This window comes from Mucilaginibacter sp. PAMB04274 (assembly GCF_039634385.2).
Lineage (GTDB): Bacteria > Bacteroidota > Bacteroidia > Sphingobacteriales > Sphingobacteriaceae > Mucilaginibacter.
The window spans coordinates 1,944,955-1,966,127 of the sequence record NZ_CP155081.2; the positions used below are offsets into that span (position 1 = coordinate 1,944,955).

10 protein-coding genes are annotated in these 21,173 nt (G+C 42.7%); 9 read left to right on the forward strand and 1 reads right to left on the reverse strand.

From position 1 onward, the window contains the following. The first annotated feature begins 336 nt into the window (after nucleotides 1–336). The 7 genes from ABDD95_RS08125 to ABDD95_RS08155 all read left to right on the forward strand — a co-directional run bounded on the left by ABDD95_RS08125 (nucleotide 337) and on the right by ABDD95_RS08155 (nucleotide 12,687). Complete coding sequence (locus ABDD95_RS08125) at nucleotides 337–1,458, forward strand: SPFH domain-containing protein (protein WP_345951383.1); 1,122 nt, start codon at nucleotides 337–339, stop codon at nucleotides 1,456–1,458. A gap of 12 nt (nucleotides 1,459–1,470) precedes the next feature. Then, a complete protein-coding gene (locus ABDD95_RS08130; protein WP_345951384.1) occupies nucleotides 1,471–2,646 on the forward strand; it encodes a hypothetical protein in 1,176 nt (391 codons plus the stop codon). 437 nt (nucleotides 2,647–3,083) lie between these two features. Continuing rightward, entirely contained in the window at nucleotides 3,084–3,788 is a 705-nt protein-coding gene (locus tag ABDD95_RS08135) for an RNA polymerase sigma-70 factor (protein WP_345951385.1), read from the forward strand. A gap of 44 nt (nucleotides 3,789–3,832) precedes the next feature. Continuing rightward, nucleotides 3,833–5,008, forward strand: coding sequence for a FecR domain-containing protein (locus tag ABDD95_RS08140; protein ID WP_345951386.1), 1,176 nt, complete (start codon nucleotides 3,833–3,835; stop codon nucleotides 5,006–5,008). Between the two features lie 210 nt (nucleotides 5,009–5,218). Beyond that, on the forward strand, nucleotides 5,219–8,755 hold the full coding sequence (locus ABDD95_RS08145; RefSeq protein WP_345951387.1) for a SusC/RagA family TonB-linked outer membrane protein: 3,537 nt from the start codon (nucleotides 5,219–5,221) through the stop codon (nucleotides 8,753–8,755). A gap of 14 nt (nucleotides 8,756–8,769) precedes the next feature. After that, a complete protein-coding gene (locus ABDD95_RS08150) occupies nucleotides 8,770–10,137 on the forward strand; it encodes a RagB/SusD family nutrient uptake outer membrane protein (protein WP_345951388.1) in 1,368 nt (455 codons plus the stop codon). Between the two features lie 9 nt (nucleotides 10,138–10,146). After that, a complete protein-coding gene (locus ABDD95_RS08155) occupies nucleotides 10,147–12,687 on the forward strand; it encodes a zinc-dependent metalloprotease (RefSeq protein WP_345951389.1) in 2,541 nt (846 codons plus the stop codon). Between the two features lie 221 nt (nucleotides 12,688–12,908). On the opposite strand, the gene ABDD95_RS08160 is transcribed toward ABDD95_RS08155, so the two are convergent. Continuing rightward, nucleotides 12,909–13,868: a manganese catalase family protein gene (locus ABDD95_RS08160; protein ID WP_345951390.1), complete on the reverse strand. Its 960-nt coding sequence runs from the start codon at nucleotides 13,866–13,868 to the stop codon at nucleotides 12,909–12,911. Nucleotides 13,869–14,197: 329 nt separating this feature from the next. Between ABDD95_RS08160 and ABDD95_RS08165 the strand changes: the two genes are divergently transcribed. Both ABDD95_RS08165 and ABDD95_RS08170 read left to right on the forward strand, forming a co-directional pair. Next, complete coding sequence (locus ABDD95_RS08165) at nucleotides 14,198–18,613, forward strand: two-component regulator propeller domain-containing protein (protein WP_345951391.1); 4,416 nt, start codon at nucleotides 14,198–14,200, stop codon at nucleotides 18,611–18,613. Between the two features lie 286 nt (nucleotides 18,614–18,899). Then, entirely contained in the window at nucleotides 18,900–21,092 is a 2,193-nt protein-coding gene (locus ABDD95_RS08170) for a fasciclin domain-containing protein (RefSeq protein ID WP_345951392.1), read from the forward strand. Nucleotides 21,093–21,173 lie beyond the last annotated feature (81 nt).

Genomic DNA, 21,173 nt, shown 5'->3' on the forward strand with positions numbered 1-21,173 from the left:
TTAAAGGTGTTCCGGGTGTTGTATTTGACAGGTATGCTGGGGAGAATGGGTAAGGCCATTGAGGCTGGTTATGCGAAAGCGGAAGGGCTGATTTACCAAGGCGATTAAGATGACCATAAATAATAGATTGAATTATCACTCCCGTTATTCCCAACACCTAAGCAAGGATTAATTCATATCAAATATTGATTAAAAGATTGTTCTATTTGTTTGCTGCTATACAGAGTAGTATATACCGACTGGAAAGGCAGATTTATAATTTTCTGAAGATATTTGTTTTATGGGCGTTAATCAGCATTTTAGCACCTGCACATTTTTGTACTTAATTACCAAAATATGGGACTTTTAAGCAACTTATTTAGTGAGTTTATTGATATAATTGAGTGGGTGGACAATACCAAAGATACACTCGTATGGAAGTTTGAGCGGCATAACAACGCCATCAAGATGGGAGCTAAGCTGACCGTTCGGGAGTCCCAGGTAGCGATCTTTCTAAATGAAGGAAAAATTGCGGACGTCTTCAAACCGGGCATGTATGAACTGACTACCCAGAACCTGCCCATACTTTCTACCCTGCAAGGGTGGAAGTACGGCTTAGAAAGTCCGTTCAAAGTAGATGTGTTTTTTGTGAGTACACGGCAGTTCACTAATCAAAAATGGGGCACTAAAAATCCCGTTATGATTAGGGATGCTGAATTTGGCCCGGTACGCCTCCGCGCCTTTGGTACTTTCAGCTTCCGAATAAATAATGCAGTAACTTTCTTGCAGGAAGTAGCAGCTACTAACCCTGATTTTAGCGTAGAGGACATCAACGAGCAGTTGCGCAACACTATTGTATCAAGGGGCATGGATGAAGTTGCTGCCTCCAAAATACCGGTCTTGGATCTGGCTGCCAATTATGACGAGGTATCGCAACTTATTAAAAATAAAATACAGGATGATTATGGCCGTTTAGGCCTTGAACTCACTACGCTTCTGGTAGAAAATATTTCACTGCCGCCTGAAGTAGAAACTGCACTTGACAAGCGGAGTCAAATGGGCATCATCGGTAACCTGGGTGCTTATTCACAGTTTCAGGCAGCTAATGCGATTGAAAAATCTGCCGAGAATACGATAGGCGGCAACCTGGGTGCTGCCGGGATGGGTTTGGGGGTGGGCGCTGCCATAATGGGACAGGTGGGTCAAATCTTTCAGCCTAACCACTTCGATGCCACCGGCAATAATGATGCAGGTGCTCCGCCACCGTTGCCGAAGATGGGTGAGTTTTTTATTGCAATTGACGGAAAATCAGATGGCCCACATGATTTGGCTGCGCTTACCCAAATGGCAGCAACGCAAAAAATCAGCGCCACTACCATGGTCTGGAAGAAGGGTATGGCCTCCTGGATGGCAGCAGGTAACGCGCCCGAACTAGCCGATCTGTTTAATAATATGCCGCCTCCAATACCGCAAGCCTGATAATTCGAGTATATGAATTCAACAAGTGAGGCTGTTGCCCATGGTTCGCTGAAATGCAACGGCTGTGGCGCTGTACTGCATTACGTGCCCGGTACGCGGGAACTCCAATGCGCATATTGCGGGGAAAGTAATCCGATTATATCTGCTGTTCCGCATACTGCCATAACCGCTATTGAATATACTTCGTTTCTGAAAGCGGTCAACGAACTGCCTCAAGCCACTGACATCAAAATTGTCAAGTGTAGCAGTTGTGGTTCCGAAACAAACTTTAGCGGCAATGAAGCAGCCGGCAAGTGTGGCTTTTGTGCCTCTCCACTAATTATTCAGTTGGGTAAGGGTTATCATTCGTTAAAGCCTCATTACATTTTGCCGTTCAGGCTAAATGAGCAGGAGGCCGGGCAAAAGTTCAGAGACTGGCTGGCGGATCTTTGGTTTGCGCCCAACGATATTGTAAAGGAAGCGAAGGCAAATGTATCCTTGAAAGGTATTTACCTGCCATACTGGACCTACGACTGTAACACCGTTACTCAGTATACCGGTGAGCGTGGTGAATATTATTATACCAAAGAATCGTATACTGTAACTGTAAACGGTAAAACCGAAACCCGTACCCGCGAGGTAAGGCATACGCGCTGGTACAGCGCTAGCGGAACTGTGTATTGCGACTTTGAGGATGTTACTATACCGGCCAGCAAGTCTTTGCCGGCAGAAACACTGGAAGCGCTTAATCCTTGGGATTTTGTAGACCTTCAAATTTATGATGAGCGCTACCTGAGCGGGTTTAGCGCAGAAACTTTCCAGATAAAACCGGACGACGGGTTAGAGGCCGCAAAGATAGTGATGGATTCAACAATTGAGTCAGCCATACGGAATGATATCGGCGGAGATGAACAGCGCATTTTCGGTTATCAAAATCAGTACCTTAACCTGGCCATCAAGTATGTACTGTTGCCGGTTTGGGTGAGCGCATACACCTATGATCGCAAAGTGTTTCAGTTCTCGGTCAATGCCTGCACCGGCGAGGTGATCGGCAAGCGTCCCTATAGCGCCATAAAGATCATTCTGGCAGTGATCTTGGGTTTGATAGTAGTTGCTGCAATTATCTTGTTCATTGCGTATGTTAAAGCACAGAACGAAATGCGCGAAACAGAAGCAGGGTTGCAGTCAATCGGCATGCTTTGTTTATAGATGCTGCCGAACCGCTTTAGCCGTTTATCGGCTTACGCGGAAATACGTTAGCGTAGCTGCCTCCCTCTAACAGAAGATGCTTATAGTTTTAGATAAGGCGCTAACTGTTCGACCTGGGTAAAGGATCCTATGCTGATCATTGGCAGTCCGGGTGATTGAAATTTAATGGGTGCCATCATGCAGTATCCATATACTGGGTTTATGTCATTGCCCGCTCAGCAATTTCCCCCAATCATTGCTATTCTTAGTTACAGTTATATCAGCCTAATTGTAGTCACCTATCAATATTTCAAGCTATTTGCAGACAGAAGCAATCAAAATCTAGACAAACTTGCTGCTTAAATTTTCTGTAAAACAATTTTATTGTTAGCTTTAAACTCTGTCTATTTACCAATGAAAAATATGCTTGAGTTAGTGATTGATTTAATTAGGTAATAATGATGGTTATAAAAAGCCCAAACTGGTGGACTTTATTTGATTTGTTATTTACCGGTTCATACCGGTTAATGTCAGAGCAAAGCGATTATTTCAATTCAAATCTCATACATAAATTTAAAGCTGGCGATGAAGCCGCATTTAAGCTGGTTTTTGACCAAAACTTTAAAAAGCTGTATGTCTTTGCTTTTAAAATGCTCAAAAGCCGCGAGCATGCAGAGGAGGTTGTCAATGATGCTTTTCTAAATGTATGGTCAAACCGTGATAGGATTGACGATTCGTTGTCGATTACACCTTATCTGTTTACGGTAACCAAGCGGCTTGCACTCAACGCACTCAGGCAAACTGCAAGCTCACAGAAAGCAATTGATAATCTTTGGAACCGAATGGAGAATGTTTCTAACCAAACGGAAGAAGCCATTTTACTGAACGACTTGCAGCGCTTTACAGAGAGTAAAATAGCAATTTTGCCTCCCCAGCAACAGCAGATCTTTAAATTAAGCAGAAATGAGGGTTTGAGTTATGAAGAAATTGCGGAACAGCTAGGTATTTCTAAAAATACCGTAAGAAATCACCTATCATCAGCGTTAAAAACGTTGCGCAAGCACTTAATTGATCCAAACATTTTCATTTTGGCAAGTTTTTTTGGCTTCTTTGAAAAAAATCCTAATATTTTTCACATCTCACTAGTACATCTTAAGTTTTAAAGTGTAATGTTAGTATTAAGGCTTTGTTAAGGCCGTATTAATACATGACAGATAAAACTATTGCCAACTTACTTGAGCAGTTTGCAGACAACACCATAAGTCGCGAAGATTTTCAAATCTTAATCCATCACTTTAAGCTATCAGGTAATGATGAGGAGATATGGTCTGCCATGGAAAAAATTTGGCAGGATTTAAAGACAGATGAATTTGCTTATCCAGACGAGGCAAAAAACGCATTTTACCAACGTTTAGTAGCCAACAAAAAGTTCAGGCAATCATCCAAGCTTAGATCTATAACACCCTGGTATAGATATGCAGCGGCAGCCGTACTAGTCTTAATAGGGGCGACGGGTTTGTACCTGTTAAAGCACGCTTCTGAAAATAGCGTTGCCAAACGTTATAAAAATGATATAAAACCCGGCTACACTCAGGCCACACTAACACTGGCCAATGGCCAGATAATTGATTTAAGCCGAACCAATGACAAAGCTGTGGCCCAGGAACAGGGTGTTATTATTAAAAAAACAGCCGATGGAGCATTACTATACGATTTTCAGTCTCGTGGTTCTGCTGTCGGTACCGACACTGCAGTAAACATTTTAAAAACACCCAAAGGAGGGCAGTTTCAAGTTACGCTTTCAGATGGTAGCCATGTTTGGCTGAACACAGCTTCAGCATTAACCTTCCCGGTAAGATTTAAAGGAAATGAACGCACCGTAAAACTCACGGGTGAAGCTTATTTCGAAGTGGCCAAAAATGAAAAAAGCCCTTTTAGGGTCATTACAGCTAACCAGCAAATTAAAGTACTGGGAACTCATTTTGATGTAAATGCTTATGATGATGAACCTGTTAGTAGTACCACCTTGTTGGAAGGCCGTGTTAATATTATTACACCGGCGCATAGTATAATTATTAAGCCAGGGCAGCAGGCTGTATTAACTAATAATCACATTGATGTGCAACCTGCAGATCTGGAAGAGGCAATGGCATGGAAAAACGGCTTGTTCCTATACAATCAACAAAGCTTAGAAACTATTATGAGGCAGGTTTCAAGGTGGTATAACGTAGAGGTTGTATTTGAGGACAAGGAGCTGAAAAAACAGCTATTTAGCGGGGCTTTATCACGCTTTAAGAATATATCCGAACTGCTTGAGGTTTTGGAAACAACCGGTTCTGTTCACTTTAAAATTGAAGGAAGGAGAGTAACCGCTATGCAATAAGTTTTATCCAGCCTGATAAACACATAAAAAAGCCGGGAATGGTGGAACATCCCCGGCCAAAATGATCAGTGTTTAGCCGAGACATATTCACACATTCAACTAAATCACTAACAAACAAATGTAATGAAATTTCAAGATCTAAATAGATCGGGGCATTCCGCCTGCAATAACATCTCAGTCATTCGCATCGTGAAACTTACTGTATTTTTTATGACTGCCTTCCTTATCCAGGTTAGCGCCGCCGGATTTGCACAGAAGGTCACTTTCGTCAAACAAAACGCTTCTTTCAAAGAATTGTTTACAGAAATTCGAAAACAGACAGGGTATAATGTTTTTTGGCAAGACAACAAAGTAAATGAGCAGCAAAAACTCAATGTGAATTATAAAGGAGAAACACTGCAAAAAGTACTTGACCAAACACTCATACCCCATGCGCTTACTTATACCATTGTGAACAAAACGGTAGTGATAAAGCCGCAGGAGAAAACCTTGCTCCAAAAGGTAGTGAGCTTATTTAGCAACATTGATGCTAATGGCAAAGTGCTAGATGCCGAGACGGGTTTACCTCTAACAAACGTGAATGTAACACTTAAAGGCACCACGCGCCGGGTTTTTACTAATGAGAAAGGTACATTCCTTTTCAAAGACATAAAGGATAACGATGTGCTGGTTTTCTCTTACATAGGCTATGCTAATATTGAAAAGACTGCATCTGAAACTATGGTGGTCCAGCTGTCGCCTAAGCCGCAAAATCTGGAGGACGTAGTGGTATCTACCGGTTATCAGCAGGTACGCAAAGGAGCTACAACCGGCTCATACAGTGTACTGACAGATAAGGACATTGAGGCCACGCCAAGCGTAAATCTTTTAGAACGCATGGTAGGTAAAGTGCCCGGTGTGCGTTTCGATGTGCGTAACAATACTATTCAGATGCGAAGCACAAATAGCTTATCAAGTGGTAACACTCCGCCTTTGATAGTGATCGATGGTTTCCCGGCGGCGAATCAAAACCTGGTGACTATCAGCACAGGATTTGCTGATAACAGCGCTAACCCTAATAGACCCAACAATCCAACAACGGTTACAAAGCCCAATACATCGGTTAATGCTGTAATGAACACCATCAACCCGAACGATATCGAGAGCATTACATTTTTGAAAGATGCGGCAGCTGCATCTATCTGGGGCGCTTCTGCGGCCAACGGCGTTATTGTAATTACTACCAAAAGGGGCCAGCGTTCAGCGCCAACCATCAACTACAACACTACGTTAAGTACTTCGGCTACTGCAAACTTTTCGAATGCAAAAGCCATGACAAATGCCGAGTATATTGACTTGGAACAGGAAATGTTCGACAAGAACTTTTTTACCGACCCCAATTCAAATAGGAGGGCTGGCCCCGTAACCGAAGCGCAGGAATGGATGTTCAGGGTCAAAAGAGGTACCGCCACAATTGCGCAACGCGACTCAGCACTAAAGGTGTTAGGCAACCGCTCAAACCGCGACCAACTGCGCGAATATCTGCTGCAACGTGCAACAACCCAGCAGCACAACCTGTCAATATCTGGCGGCGGTATCAATAGCAGCTATTATTTATCAGCTAACTATTCAAAGGACGTTCCTGTTTATCGCAGTAATTACGGCCAAACGTACTCGCTTACCTCTAACTTAAACAATGATTTCCTGAATCGTCACATCGTGGTGGCTACCAACATTAACTATGTAAATTCAAAAAGCCAGATAAACGGAGCTGCAAGTCAGGCCCTAAGTACAGGTTCTAGGGGTTTTGCGCCTTATGAAATGCTGGTTAATGCCAACGGGAATGCGATCAGCAAACCAATTGCCTATAACCAGCGCACAGCTGATAGTTTACAACGCATAGGTTACCTGCCATTTGGTTATAACGCTATAGATGAGCTGAACTATAACAACACCATCTTATCCAAAAATTCGCTGCGCTTAGGCACATCCATTAAGGGTATAATTACCTCATGGCTGACGTTAAGTGTTCAAGGGCAGTTCCAAAAGGTATTGACGAATGAATACTATCTGCAAAATCAAAACAGTTATGATACACGCTTGCTAATTAACAATGGTACTACTTATACAGGAGCCATCGCAACATATGGTGTACCTAAAGGCGGTATTTACAAAACAACCAATGGCACTTACGATGATTACAGCGTTCGCGGTCAGCTAAATATTAACAAAAGCTGGAAAGATCACCACATTGATTTCTTAGGTGGTTCCGAAATCAGGCAATTCAAGTACAATGGCGGCCAGCAAACCCGTTATGGATATAACGAAGATATATCAACCTCAGTGGCGGTTAATCCAACAGTTTCTTATGCCACTCTTTTTGGAGGAACCTCAACCCTAGGCTACGCAGATGGCAATATTTATAAAGACACCAAACGCTATCTTTCCTATTTTGGTTTAGCTACCTACTCTTTCCAAAACAAGTATTACGCCAGTGGTAGTGTTCGTTTTGATGATTACACTAACCAGGGCCTTGACCGTCGGCAACGTGCTATTCCACTGTACTCGGCAGGCTTACGCTGGAATGCCAAACGCGAAGATTTTTTGAAAGATGTTAGCTGGATAAGCAGCCTTAACGTGCGTGCTACTCTAGGTACAGGTGGTTCTATTCCTAATACCGGTAATTCTTATGCAACTATCAGCCTTGGCTCGAATGATCCTAATACTGGTCAGCCAACGGCCTCTATTGTGGTGCCTGCCAATAGCCAGCTTACCTGGGAAACTTCTCGCACTATCAATGAAGGTATTGATGTTGGTTTTTTTAATGATAGGTTGTCATTATCAGCAGATGTTTATCAGAAACGCAACTATAATTTGCTGGTTAATCTACCTTATAATGCTACCTACGGTTATACTTCATTACAGTATAATGCAGGTAACGCTAAAGGCCGTGGCGTAGAATTCATGGTTACGGGCGTGCCTGTTGCTACGAAAGATTGGAACTGGAACTCATCGTTCAACTTCTCCTATGCCACCAATACGATTACCGATCAGCGCTTGAAAAGTACTTTCGGCATAGCTGGTTTAAGTCAGGTTACTGATGGTTATCCCAGCGATAACATTTTTGTATATCGTTGGGCCGGGTTGGACAATAAAGGCCTGTCGCGCATTTATGGTGCTGATGGTGCCATTTTAAACGTTAACGGTTCGCGCAGCGTAACCAACGCCGACCTGATTTACGGCGGACGTACAACTCCGCCTTACTTTGGCGGCTGGACTAATACCGTGCGTTATCAAAATCTTAGCCTCATAGTAAGGGCCAGCTACAGCCTTGGTTATAAGTTCCTGATGAAAGACATTAATGCCGAATCGTTCCCAACCGGCACCAGCTACTCTGGGCTTGTTGCCAACAGCGCCCGTTTGGTAAACCGTTGGCGTAACCCAGGTGATGAAGCTAACACTAACATCCCTGGCTTAGGTAACAACACCTTCAACAATGTACCTTGGTTCGTAAATTCAGATTATAACCTGAGAGATGCCGGCAATGTACGCTTGCAACAGCTGTCCCTTAACTATAACCTGCCACAGACAATACTCCGTAAGGCACCTTTTCTTAAAGCAGTTAATGTGGGCTTCTCGGTTACTAACCTGGGTCTTATCTGGCGGGCCAATAAAGATGGTGTAGATCCGGATTACCAGGTAACCGGCCAGTATACCAACCTGCCGCCAAGTGCAACCTACCTGTTCAATCTCAATGTTTCACTCTAACGCTAATCATTATCATGAATAAAGTTAATTTATTGATTTTAAGCTGCCTGTTGCTTTGTGCCAGCGCCTGCCGTAAATATGTGGAAATTCCGCCCGAGTCGGTAAGGGCCTTAAAATACACATCTGATTATCAAGCGCTATTAAATGCAGGCTTAACTATTGAGCCTGGTTACTACTATCCCGTTTTAATGGCCGATGATTATGGCGTTGAAGACAATACCTGGTATACCCGCCTAAGCCCCAGTGCTGCTGCGAATGCTTACATCTGGGCCGACAAGATATATACCTCTGCCGAAGATGATACTGACTGGAGCACTTTGTATAAGAGCATCAACATTTTTAACACTGCTATAACCGGTGTTATAGCCAGCGAGGGCGGTACCGACGACCAGAAGAAAACCATTGAAGCCTGGGCCATGGTGCACAGGGCCTATGCCTATTTTACGCTGGTAAACATGTACGGCAAGCAGTATGATGCAGCCACATCTGCTTCAGACCCGGGTGTGCCGTTGCTGCTTACGCCTAACTTATTTGCTGATCTTACCCGTGCATCTGTAAAACAGGTGTATGATCAGGTTAGAGCAGATTTGATGAATGCGTTGCCCTACCTGCCTGATGTGCCAATTTATAATGTAAACCCATCAAAAATGGCGGTTTATGCGCTAATGGCTCGCCTATGCCTTAACACACGCGAGTTTGCCGAAGCTGAGCGTTATGCTAACCTTGCACTTTCATTAAAAAACGGCTTGCTGGACCTGAATAATTACCTGGCAGCAACCCCAGTGTTGCCACTTAAACTGGCCAACCCCGAAGAGATGTTTTTTAAACGTACTAGTCAGTTCATTACTAACCTTCCGCTTAACCCTAATGCTGTAAGCTTATACGATCCTAAAGACCTGCGTTATGTGGTTTTCACGAAAGATGCTACTGCCATAGTTGGAACAAATTTTACAGTAGGCCGCGGACTGTTCCGTCAGCGTTTAATTAACGACGGGCTTTACATTGGTCCAAGCGTGCCCGAAATGCTGTTAATTAAGGCTGAGTGCGAAGCGCGTGCCGGCAACACCGCCAATGCTATGGACGCCGTGAATACGCTGCGTAAAAAGCGCTTTAAGCCTGCTGAATACTATGACCTGACAGCCGCTAACGCCAACGCCGCTTTACATGTGGTGATTGATGAGCGCCAACGCGAATTTATGGGCCGCGGTTACCGCTGGTTCGATCAGCGCCGTTTGAGTAAAGATGCTGGTTTTATTTCAACTGTTACCCGCAAATTTAAAGATGCCACCTATACACTTGAGCCCGGCAGTAACCGGTATACCTTCCCAATTGCCGAAAAGTACATTTTATTAAACCCTGAAATTACACAGAATCCGAGATAACAAACTACAATGAATTTTAACAAAAACATGCTTCTCGTGGCATTTGCAACTGGCACGGTATTACTAGCGCCGGCTTGTAGATTGCTGCACAAAAAGAAGGCGGCGCCCGTACGCCCGCTAACAGCTGTAGATGCAGCGCAAAGACGGGCTGATAGTCTGAAAAGAGCAACGGCCCTAAAACCTTATGCAACCATAGTAACTAAGGGCACCAAAACAAACCGAGGATTTATAACTGTACATAAAACCGATGCTAAATATTATTTTGAAGTTCCTAAGAATATATTAGGCCGGGAAATTCTTACTGTAAGCCGCATTTCCAAAGCATCATCAGACATGCGAAATGGAAGTATGGGCTACGCAGGTGATCAAATTGGCGAAAGTGTTTATACTTTTGAAAAAGGGCCAGACAATAAACTGTTTATGCGCCGCCAGTCATTCAGGGAATACGCAAAGGATAGTACGTCCAGTATGTACGCAAGCGTAGTAAAGAATAACGTGAGTACCATTATGGCAGCTTTTCCAGTGGTTTCATATACGTCCGATTCAACAGCTATGGTGGTAGATGTTACCGAGTTTTTAAATACGGATAATGACGTAATTTATTTCCAAAGAAAAGAATTCAAAGATAAAGCTGGTATGGGCGGGCAGCAAAACGACAAAAGCTATGTCGATTACATCCACACCTTTCCAACCAACGTTGAAATCCATACGGTTAAAACCTATGCCGCCGGGATGAATCCAACTAATTCAAGTTACACGGTTGAGTTAAATACCTCGCTGGTATTACTCCCCATTAAAGCTATGCGCCCCAGGCTGCAGGATGAACGGGTAGGATATTTTACCACATCTTTCAGAGACTTTGATGTAAAGCCACAAGGTGTAGGCACTACCACTTATATTAAAAGATGGCGTCTAAATCCGAAGCCAGGCGACGAAGAGAAATATAAGCGTGGCGAACTGGTTGAGCCTGAAAAACCTATTGTGTTTTACATAGACCCGGTAACCCCACGCAAATGGATACCTTATTTAATGCAAGGCGTTAACGACTGGCAAAAAGCCTTTGAAGCAGCCGGTTTTAAAAATGCAGTGATAGCTAAAGAAGCACCCACCAAGGCACAAGATAGCACCTGGAGCATTGATGATGCCAATCACTCGGCAATCATTTACCGGCCATCTGTTGTAGCCAATGCAATGGGTCCAAGCATTTCAGACCCACGTAGTGGCGAAATTATTGAAAGTCACATTTTCTGGTATCACAATGTAATGTCGCTTTTACAGCAGTGGTACAGATTACAGACCGGCGCTGTTGATGCACGTGTGCGCAAGCCCGAATTGGATGATAAGCTGATGGGGTCACTTATCCGCTTCGTTTCATCGCACGAAGTTGGCCATACGCTGGGGTTATTACACAATTTCGGTTCCAGTTCAACTGTACCGGTCGAGAACTTACGTAACAAAGCATGGGTGGAGGCACACGGTCATACCCCATCAATCATGGATTATGCACGGTTTAATTATGTGGCCCAGCCCGAAGATAATATTGGTGAAAAGGGTTTGTTCCCACGCATAGGCGACTATGACAGATGGGCTATTAAATTTGGCTATACCTGGCGTCCCGAATTCGCTAATGAGGCAGAAGAACATAAAAGCATGGTTAAGGTGGTAACCGACTCGTTGGCTAAAAATCATCGCTTATGGTTTGGTAACGAGATGGAACCATTTGACCCCCGTTCACAAAACGAGGACTTAGGCAACAATTCGGTATTAGCAAGCGAATATGGTATTAAGAACCTTAAACGCATTGTGCCCCAGTTAAAACATTGGCTCAATAAACCGGAAGAAGACCAGGAAAATCTCCTTGAAGGATATAACGGCGTATGGGGGCAATTGTCGATGTACATCGGTCATGTGATAAAGAACGTGGGCGGCACTTACCATACCGTGCGTTTAAATGGCGAACATTTGCCAAGCTACGAACCGGTACCTTACAATCGTCAAAAACAAGCTGTAGCTTTTTTGAACAGACAGGTATTTAACACACCTACATGGCTTAACACTCCTGATCTGCAGTCATCTTTTGCTTTAAGCTTTCCGTTAGAGTTGAGCCGTTTGCAAGAGAATGCACTGAATTCGCTGATTACACGTATGCGGTTAAGTCATATGTACACCGACCAACTGGAAAGCAAAGTTAAAGTTTACACTTTAAATAACTTGCTGACAGATCTTCGTCAAGGTATATTTAAAGAGGTGTATGCTGCGGGAAATGTTGATGTTTACCGCCGTACTGTGCAAAAGCTGTACATATACCGGTTAACCGAACAGGCGTTTCTCGCAAATGAGATGAGCACCATTTTTATGGGCAACACATATCATTTCACGATAACTGATATTAATGCTATGCTAAAAGCCGAGTTGCAGCAATTGCAATCCTTGTTTAGGCAAAGGTCAAAAGCAACAAAACTTAACCAACTGACGCGTTTGCATTTACAGGAAATGGATGCAATGATCACTAAGAAGTTTGCTGCCGATAGGACAGGCCTTGTAAAATAACAAATGACTTAATTAAAAAGCTACCTTGTTTATAACAAGGTAGCTTTTTTCATTTAGTGTTAGCGAAGGGCAATCTATTCAAGGCAGATTAGCGCTTGTATCCATATTATAACTTTGCCCGATTTTTAACTCATTCCCTTTTCAATTAGAAATTATTTCTGCAAGGCAGCTAAAAATAAAAGAAACAATAACAAAAAAGGAGGCGAAAGCCTCCTTTTTTGTTATTGTTTCTTTTTTCTTGGGTTTGGTCCCGCTTTTTCTTCCATGTTTTTTAGGGTTTTCTCCTTAAACTCATTTAAGGCGTCAGCTAAATCCTGCATTTCCGGATCAAGTCCAGGTGCAAATTCTTCTGGTCTTTCTGGTGCCACCGGTATATCATAAGAGTTGTCGGGCTCTTTTTTAGTAACCAGTTCTGTGCCGTCGTTAGCAGGCGCACTGCCACTAAAAATTTTTTCCATCTCCGAAGAATCTAAACGGAAGTGGTATTGCTCACGGTGTAATCCTGCATCCAGTAGTTTTTTTACTTCCGGGTACTGAGACGAGTCAAATTTTGGAACTGGTAATACCTTAGCCCAATCTACACCCAGCGTTTCTAACGCTTTAGCAAAAGCCATTTGGTGTGCCTCGTCACGAACGATCAGGAATGAGACGGTTGCACGTAGTGTTTTGTTTGAAGACATCTGGTAGATGCGGGATTTTTGCAAACGACCTGTAGCCTCTAATACCAGGTTGTCCATCAGGTCGAGCACTAGGTTGCCGTGGTTATGTACATAAGATCCGCTCCATGGATTGCCGGCAGCATCAACAGGTAATGCCCCTTGTGCACCATGAATAAAGTGATGCGGGTTTTTAGCAAGTTTACCAATATCAAGCGTTGCTTCGCCACCTTTACCTGGGGTGTCAAATTTGTCTCCATTGTAACCCGGTGCACCGTCAAGCAGTTGAGCGATGGTTTTAGAAATCAGCTCTACGTGGCTAATCTCTTCAATGCCTATACCCTGAATAAGATCGAGGTAAGGAATGCCGTCGCCCCTAAAGTTGAAACTTTGAAACAGAAACTGCATCATGGTACGCATTTCACCAAACTGCCCGCCTAGGCCCTCTTGTAAAGCATTAGCAGCGGCCGGATCTGGTTCGTCGGCAACGATAGGGTTGATTAGTTTTTGAAGGTGGTAAAACATATAATAATAGCTAAGTTAATTGATCAATACGTTGTTGAAGTTTGAATATTAACCAGAAATTAATAATATTGTTTGGGTTATACTATAGTTTTAAGATATATAAAAAAATTATCCTTTGTATTAAACAGGGTTGTTTCATAGTTATACATTCCGGCCTCTGGTTAGGTTATATTATGCATTCAGGCCTAAATGATTTTCACTTGATATTATAACTTATTGTGCGGAAATTGGAGTGGTTAAACAATTTCCTTTTGTTTGCTGGCTTACGTAAATATTGTCGATATTTACGTTTTAAACCAATTATAAACTTTTCTTGCTACGGTGTTGTAATGCTTAAACGGATAGCAATCTGCTCTAATGCCTTAGTTTTACTTATTGCGATAGGTGCGCTGTTTTTTAGCGCACAGGCGCAGCCGCATTATAATTTAAAGCATTACTCTACAGAAGAGGGCCTGTCACATGACAGGGTATCCTGCATTATGAAGGACCGCCAAGGATTTATGTGGTTTGGCACCTGGGATGGCATTAACCGATTTGACGGGCATAATTTTGTTACTTACAAGGGTAGGGCAGGAGATAGTTCAAACCTGGAAAATAATAAAATCAGAATTATAGTTGAAGATAAGCAGGGTTATCTTTGGGTGAAAACTTTCGATAACAAAATTTACCGCTTTGATAAAAAGACCGAAGGCTTTTTATCAATTCCGGAGCGCGGGTCGCCTGCATACCTTGGTAAGTTATTGGTTGATCGCATCGTACCTGTTTCAAATGGAGACACCTGGCTGTTAACTGCAAGGCAAGGTGTGCTTTGTGCGTTTGCAAAGAAGCATGGACACGGTATGCCCCTGGTTAAATCGTATCATCAAAAAGCTATCGGCCAGTTTAAAATCCCAAGTAACCGCGTAGCTTTTTTTTATGAAGACAAAAATCACTTGATTTGGCTAGGCACCTCCAAGGGTGTAATTTGCCTGAGTAAAACAACCGCCGGTGAATACCAAAAAGTAAACTTAGTTAATCATCAGGGCATTCTGGGTAGTCAGTATGCGTTCACCTGCATAAGGTTTTATGAAAATGAGATATATTTTGGTACAACACAGGGTGTGGTGCTGGTTTATGACATCAAAACCAAGTCGGAAAAAACGATACGCATAGTACCGGGCACGCCCATAAATGATATTTTGGTTAGTAAGAATAAACTTTACCTAACCACTAGTGGCAGGGGCCTGATTGAGTATAACCTAACTGAACAAAGTCTTAGCTATCATGTACCCGGCTTTGCCACGCTACGCAAAATTTATCAGGATAAAACAGGGCTGTTATGGCTTGAACCGGGCAACGGTGTAATTAAATTCGACCCACAGCATGCCACGTTTAAGTGGTTTACGCAAAAAAAGGATGCTGAAGCATTAACTATTCATACTACTTACCAGGTGTTTGAAGATGCTTACAACATGTTGTGGGTTTGTATGGCCGGAGGTGGATTTGGTTACTATGATCAACGAGCTGACGAGGTCAAGTATTTTCATGACGAACCGGGTAAGCCAGATCAGCAATTTTCAAACGTAGTAACTGCACTATACCAAGATCCAGCTGGCATCATGTGGTTTAGCGGATATGATAGGGGAATAAACAAGGTTATTTTACAACCCCACGTTTTTAAGCACAACGTGATGTACCCTAATGCCACAGCCAAAACAGAAAATGAGGTGAGGGCACTGTGCGAAGACCATACTGGCCGGTTATGGGTAGGTACTAAAGCAGGGGAGGTGATTTTATATAAAAACGGCGTGAGGCAAGGCAATCCCTTTGTTAACCTGCAGCCAAAAGCCATCGGCAAAGTATATACAATTTTTGAGAGCCGGAACCATACCATATGGCTTGGCACAAAGGGAAGTGGTTTGATTGAAGCGCGTCCATTACCAAACGACTCCTTGCATTATGAAACAACCCGGCATGTTGCTGATAAAAATACCCCCAATAGCATAAGCAGTAACACCATTTATACAGTGTATGAAGATAAGAACGGGCGCATTTGGGTGGGTACGTTTGGCGGTGGGTTAAACCTGCTTCAGCGGGCAGGCAGCAAAACCCTTTTTAAAAATGCCAATAATGCCTTCAAAAATTATTCGGCTGCCAGGGCAAATGGTATAAGGCATATCCAGGAAGACATTAAGGGAAATATCTGGATTGCAACCACAAACGGATTAGTGATATTTAATCCGAATAACGGTATAAATTATTTTCGTTTTCGGAGGTATACAAAGGTTCGGGGAGATGAGAACTCCTTAGGCGGCAATGACGTGCAATTTATTCACCGCGATAGAGCAGGCACAATGTGGCTCGGCACTTTCGGCGGCGGTCTGCAAAAAGCAATCACCAACTTTAGCACAAGCCAAAAGGTTAAATTTAAAGTTTATACCACAGCTAACGGCCTACCCAATGATATAATACTCAGTATGAGTAGTGACAGCAAGCAACGGCTTTGGATTGCAACCGAAAACGGTTTATCGGAATTTAACCCGGCTACCGAAACGTTTAAAAACTATAACAGTGATGATGGTTTGCCCAAAACTCAATTTTCAGAGTCGGCTTTTATAAAGTCGAAGTCGGGAGATCTTTATCTGGGGTGTATAAGCGGGTATATTAACTTCAACCCAATGGCTGTCGGAACCATAAAACAAAGTGCAAACATTGCATTGACCAGGTTTCAGGTTTTTAATAAGGATATTTTGCCGGGCGCGCCCGATTCTATCTTGAAATATGCGATTGACCAGACCAACGATATTCGGTTAGCTTATAACCAAAATTTGATAAGTATAAATTATACTGTACTTAATTATAAAACTGCCCACAAGGTATGGTACGCCTACAAACTTGAAGGATACGATAAACAATGGAACCTGGTGAAAAATGCACGCCAGGCAACTTACACCAATTTGCCGCCCGGTAAGTATGTTTTTAGAGTAAAGAGTGTTAGTGGCTACTTATTTAACAACACCCCTCAAAAAAGCGTAGCTATCAATATATTGCCACCACCCTGGAAAACGTGGTGGGCTTACTGCATTTACCTAATAATTGGAGCGGCATTAATGGAAACAGCACGGCGAATCATCCTAACCATGGTGAAATTGCGTAACCGTATTGTAGTAGAGCAAAAGGTTGCCGAATTAAAATTGGGCTTTTTTACCAATATTTCGCACGAACTGCGTACACCTTTAACACTCATCGTAAATCCCCTTAAGGCAATTGCCCATCAGGAGACCTTAACAGCAAAGGGTAGGGAGCATATTAATTTGGCTACCAAAAACGCCGATCGTATGGTTAGGTTTATTAACCAGCTTCTTGATTTCAGAAAGCTGCAAAGCGGTAAAATCCGTTTAAAAATTGCTGAGACAGATGTTGTAGCCCTGGTTAAAAATACAACTACCTATTTTACAGAACTTGCACATGAAAAAGGCATAAGCTTCAATTTTCAAACGCATGTGCCGTTTTATTACACCTGGGTTGATGAAGATAAGATAGACATAGTCATTTATAATTTACTGGCCAATGCATTCAAATACACGCCGGAGGGTAAAGCTATCAACGTACTTCTGGAGCCTGATACGCATACAGGCCATTTATGTATTAAGGTAATTGATGAAGGCACGGGCGTGCCTGAAGATAAGCTCAAGCAAATTTTTGAGCTTTACTACGAAGCGGCTAATAATTTAGGCCAGCCAACTAAAGGAACGGGAATAGGTTTGGCCTTTTCCAAAGAGCTTATCAGCGGCCACCATGGAACAATAAGTGCGGCTAACAATCCCGCCGGGGGCATGACATTTACCGTGAGATTAAAATCGGGCAAAGCCCATTTTGCAGATGATGATGTTGACTTTGTTACACCGCTTATACCGGCACCAAACAACTTGGTTAGTGAACCTGACACCACAATGTCAAGTGGCGTTGAAACCGTAGTTCACAATGAAACACATCCTTTGGTCTTAATAGTTGAAGATAATACGGAGTTGCGTAAGTTTTTGGCAGATCAGTTAGGCCGTTATTACCGCGTAGCGACCGCCGCCGACGGCGTAATTGGCTTACAAAAAGCCACAGAACTCATTCCGGAACTAATTATAAGTGATGTAATGATGCCTAATATGGATGGCATTGCTATGTTGGATGCTATTAAACACAATATGATTACCAGCCATATACCGGTGGTGCTGCTTACGGCAAAATCGTCGGTAGAGCATCAGATTGAAGGGATGCGTTATGGCGCTGATTTTTATGTTACTAAACCTTTTAACACTGAATACCTGTTGGTACTGGTTGAAAACTTGATTAAACAACGTAAGCAGCTTGTTGATGGTTTATTAGGCAGCAAAAACCTTATTCAACTCTCGCCCGGCGAAATATTGATTACCTCGAAAGATGAACAGTTGTTGAAACAAGTTATTGAAACGGTTGAAAAAGGCATGGCAGACCCTGAATTCAATATTGATGATGTAGCCCGAACCGTTGGCTTAGGAAGAACCACTTTTTACAAAAAGTTGAAAAGCTTTACCGGCTTGGCTCCGGTTGAGTTTGTAAAAGAGATGCGTTTAAAACGCAGTAAGCAACTCATCGATTCTGGTGAGTATACTATGGCCGAAATAGCTTATCAGGTAGGCTTCAGCAGCTCAGGATATTTTAGCACTTGCTTTAAAGAAAAGTATAATCAATCTCCATCGCAGTATTTAAAGTCTATCAAACAACTGCATTGATAAACAGAGCGAACAAGAGGGCTAAATGCTCATTAAAAGTGCTTTTTAACGAATTTTAGAAGCATTTTGTCAATTTTTAAAACCTTTGGAACCTCCTCCATTAGTAGGTTTGCTTTACAATTATAACCAGCATATCTCCCGGTTTATTAAAAGTTCAGGGTTTATAGGCGTCAAAACCTATGTCTGACCTTTTGCTGCCCTCCGGGAATAAATGCTCATTTTTTTAGTATTCATGGAAAGCTGTCTGCCTTACAAAGGGTTGGCAATTCACTATTAATGCATTTATATGAGGAGAATTTTACAAAGTGCATCTGTTTTTATATTAAGCCTTGTTTTTTTAACGGGCTGCAGTAAAAAGGAGTTCAACGAGCGGTATGATCGTCCGGAAACCCTGGCCGATCCTATTTACCAGCAGCTGCAGCAGCGCGGAAATTTTACCAGCTTACTGGTTTGTATTGAAAAAGCTGGATATAAGGACATTCTAAGTAAAGCCGGGTTTTGGACAATGTTTGCTCCAAATGATGCCGCTTTCGCTGCGTACTTTAAAGAGAAAGGTATTAACAGCGCGGCTGATATTGATGCGGCAACTGCCCAAAAGATAGTGAAGTACGCCCTTGTGTTTAACGCTTTTAAAACAGACCGCTTACCTGATTTTCAATCAAGTGCGGGCTGGATGCCTAATACAGCATTCAAACGTCGCACGGCCTATTATGATGGTCCGCAGCCTATAAATTACAACGGTAAAGATATTTTGTATTTAAACTCCAACCGCAATAACCGTGGTAGCACAAGCTACTTTAGCGTAACCGATAATAACAACAAGTACGTACCTTACTTACTTGACCGGTTCCTGGCACCCAAAAATCTTACCTCTGCCGATTACAATTACTTCTATAATCAGAACCCTTACATCGGCTTCAACGTAGCCGATGCGCAAGTGGTAAGTAGCAACATAATTGCCGAGAATGGAGTAATTCATGAAATTAACCGGGTCATTTTGCCCTTGCCTAATATTGATCAGTACCTTGCTGCCAATCCACAGTATAGCAAGTTCAAATCGCTGTTTGATAGTTATATGGTGTCATACCTCATTAGTGAGGCTGCAACGGCAAAAAATCTGGAAAATACCGGTAAACAACAGGACATATATATCAAAACGTATGATGCCGGACTGGCCTACTCACCGAATAACGAAAATTATCTTAAACTGGATGATAACGACGGTCAAATGGAAGGCTACTCTATGTTCGCACCTACCAATGATGCATTGGATGCCTATATAAAAAATGTGTTGCTTGAATATTATCCGTCACTTGACGCCTTACCAAAGGATATATTGTTCGACTTTTTAAACGCGCACATGTTTTTAACTACCGTGTGGCCGAGCAAGTTTGCTACAACAACAAACGGGCAGGGACAAGGCGCATTGTTTAATAGTGCTACCGACGTGGTTGATAAAAAGTTACTGAGTAACGGTGTGTTTTATGGTACCAATAAAGTACAGAATGCCAACGTGTTCAGTACTGTTTTTGGCCGGGCTTATTTGAATCCCAATTACTCGTTAATGACTAGGGCTTTAACAGCTTCGCTCAAAACCAACATTATTAATACCAGTTTCAAGTACACACTTTTTCTAACTTCTGATGCCACCATACGTGCCTTAGGGTTCACTTATGATTTGGATGCTAATACCTGGCGTTATACACCGCCGGGTGGAGGTACGGCACTATCCGGCTCATCGGCGTTAGATAAACTAAACCGCATTATCAACACCCAGGTTGTACGTTCGGATGAGCAGAGTTTAGGTGGTAATGGCATTTTAGAAACTTACGGCGGCGAGTATATCAGGTATAGCAATAACACAGTTTACTCTGCCGGTACCCGCGATGCAGGTGTTACGTTAAATGTAACCGGAACGCGCAAAGCAGAAAATGGTACCGTATATTTTATTGATGGGCTATTATCAGAACCCAGCCTTTCGGTAGGTAAACACCTCGAAGCATTAGCTGCACCTGCTGGCTCCAATTACAAAAAGTTTGTTGATTATGTTAAAAACTCCGCCATTTATAACACTAGTAATGGTGAAATATTAGGTATTACTGCCGGTTCGTTCTACACAGTGTTGGCCCCAACCAATGCCGCCATAGATGCTGCTGTGGCACAGGGATACTTGCCTGCCTCTATAACACCCACCGATCAGCCGGGTAAGGATAAGGTAGCCAATTTTATCCGCTATCATATTATACAAAAAGCAACCATTGTACCCGACGGAAAAAAAGACGGCGGTTATTTAACGCTGTTACAGAGAAGCAACGGCGACCCCACATCGGTTACCGTTACCAATGTTGGCGTAAATAACATGCAGGTAAAGGACATGTTGGGTGGTTCGGCCAGCGTAGTGCCGGCAAGTAGTAATAACCTCTCAAACCGTACGGTTATACACCTTTTAAACACATTCCTGAAATTCAACGCCAATTAATAACTGGCAAACCTATAACCAATTACAATAGATATGCACCGGTTAATATGCCGGTGCATTAACCTGAATAAAAATATAGTT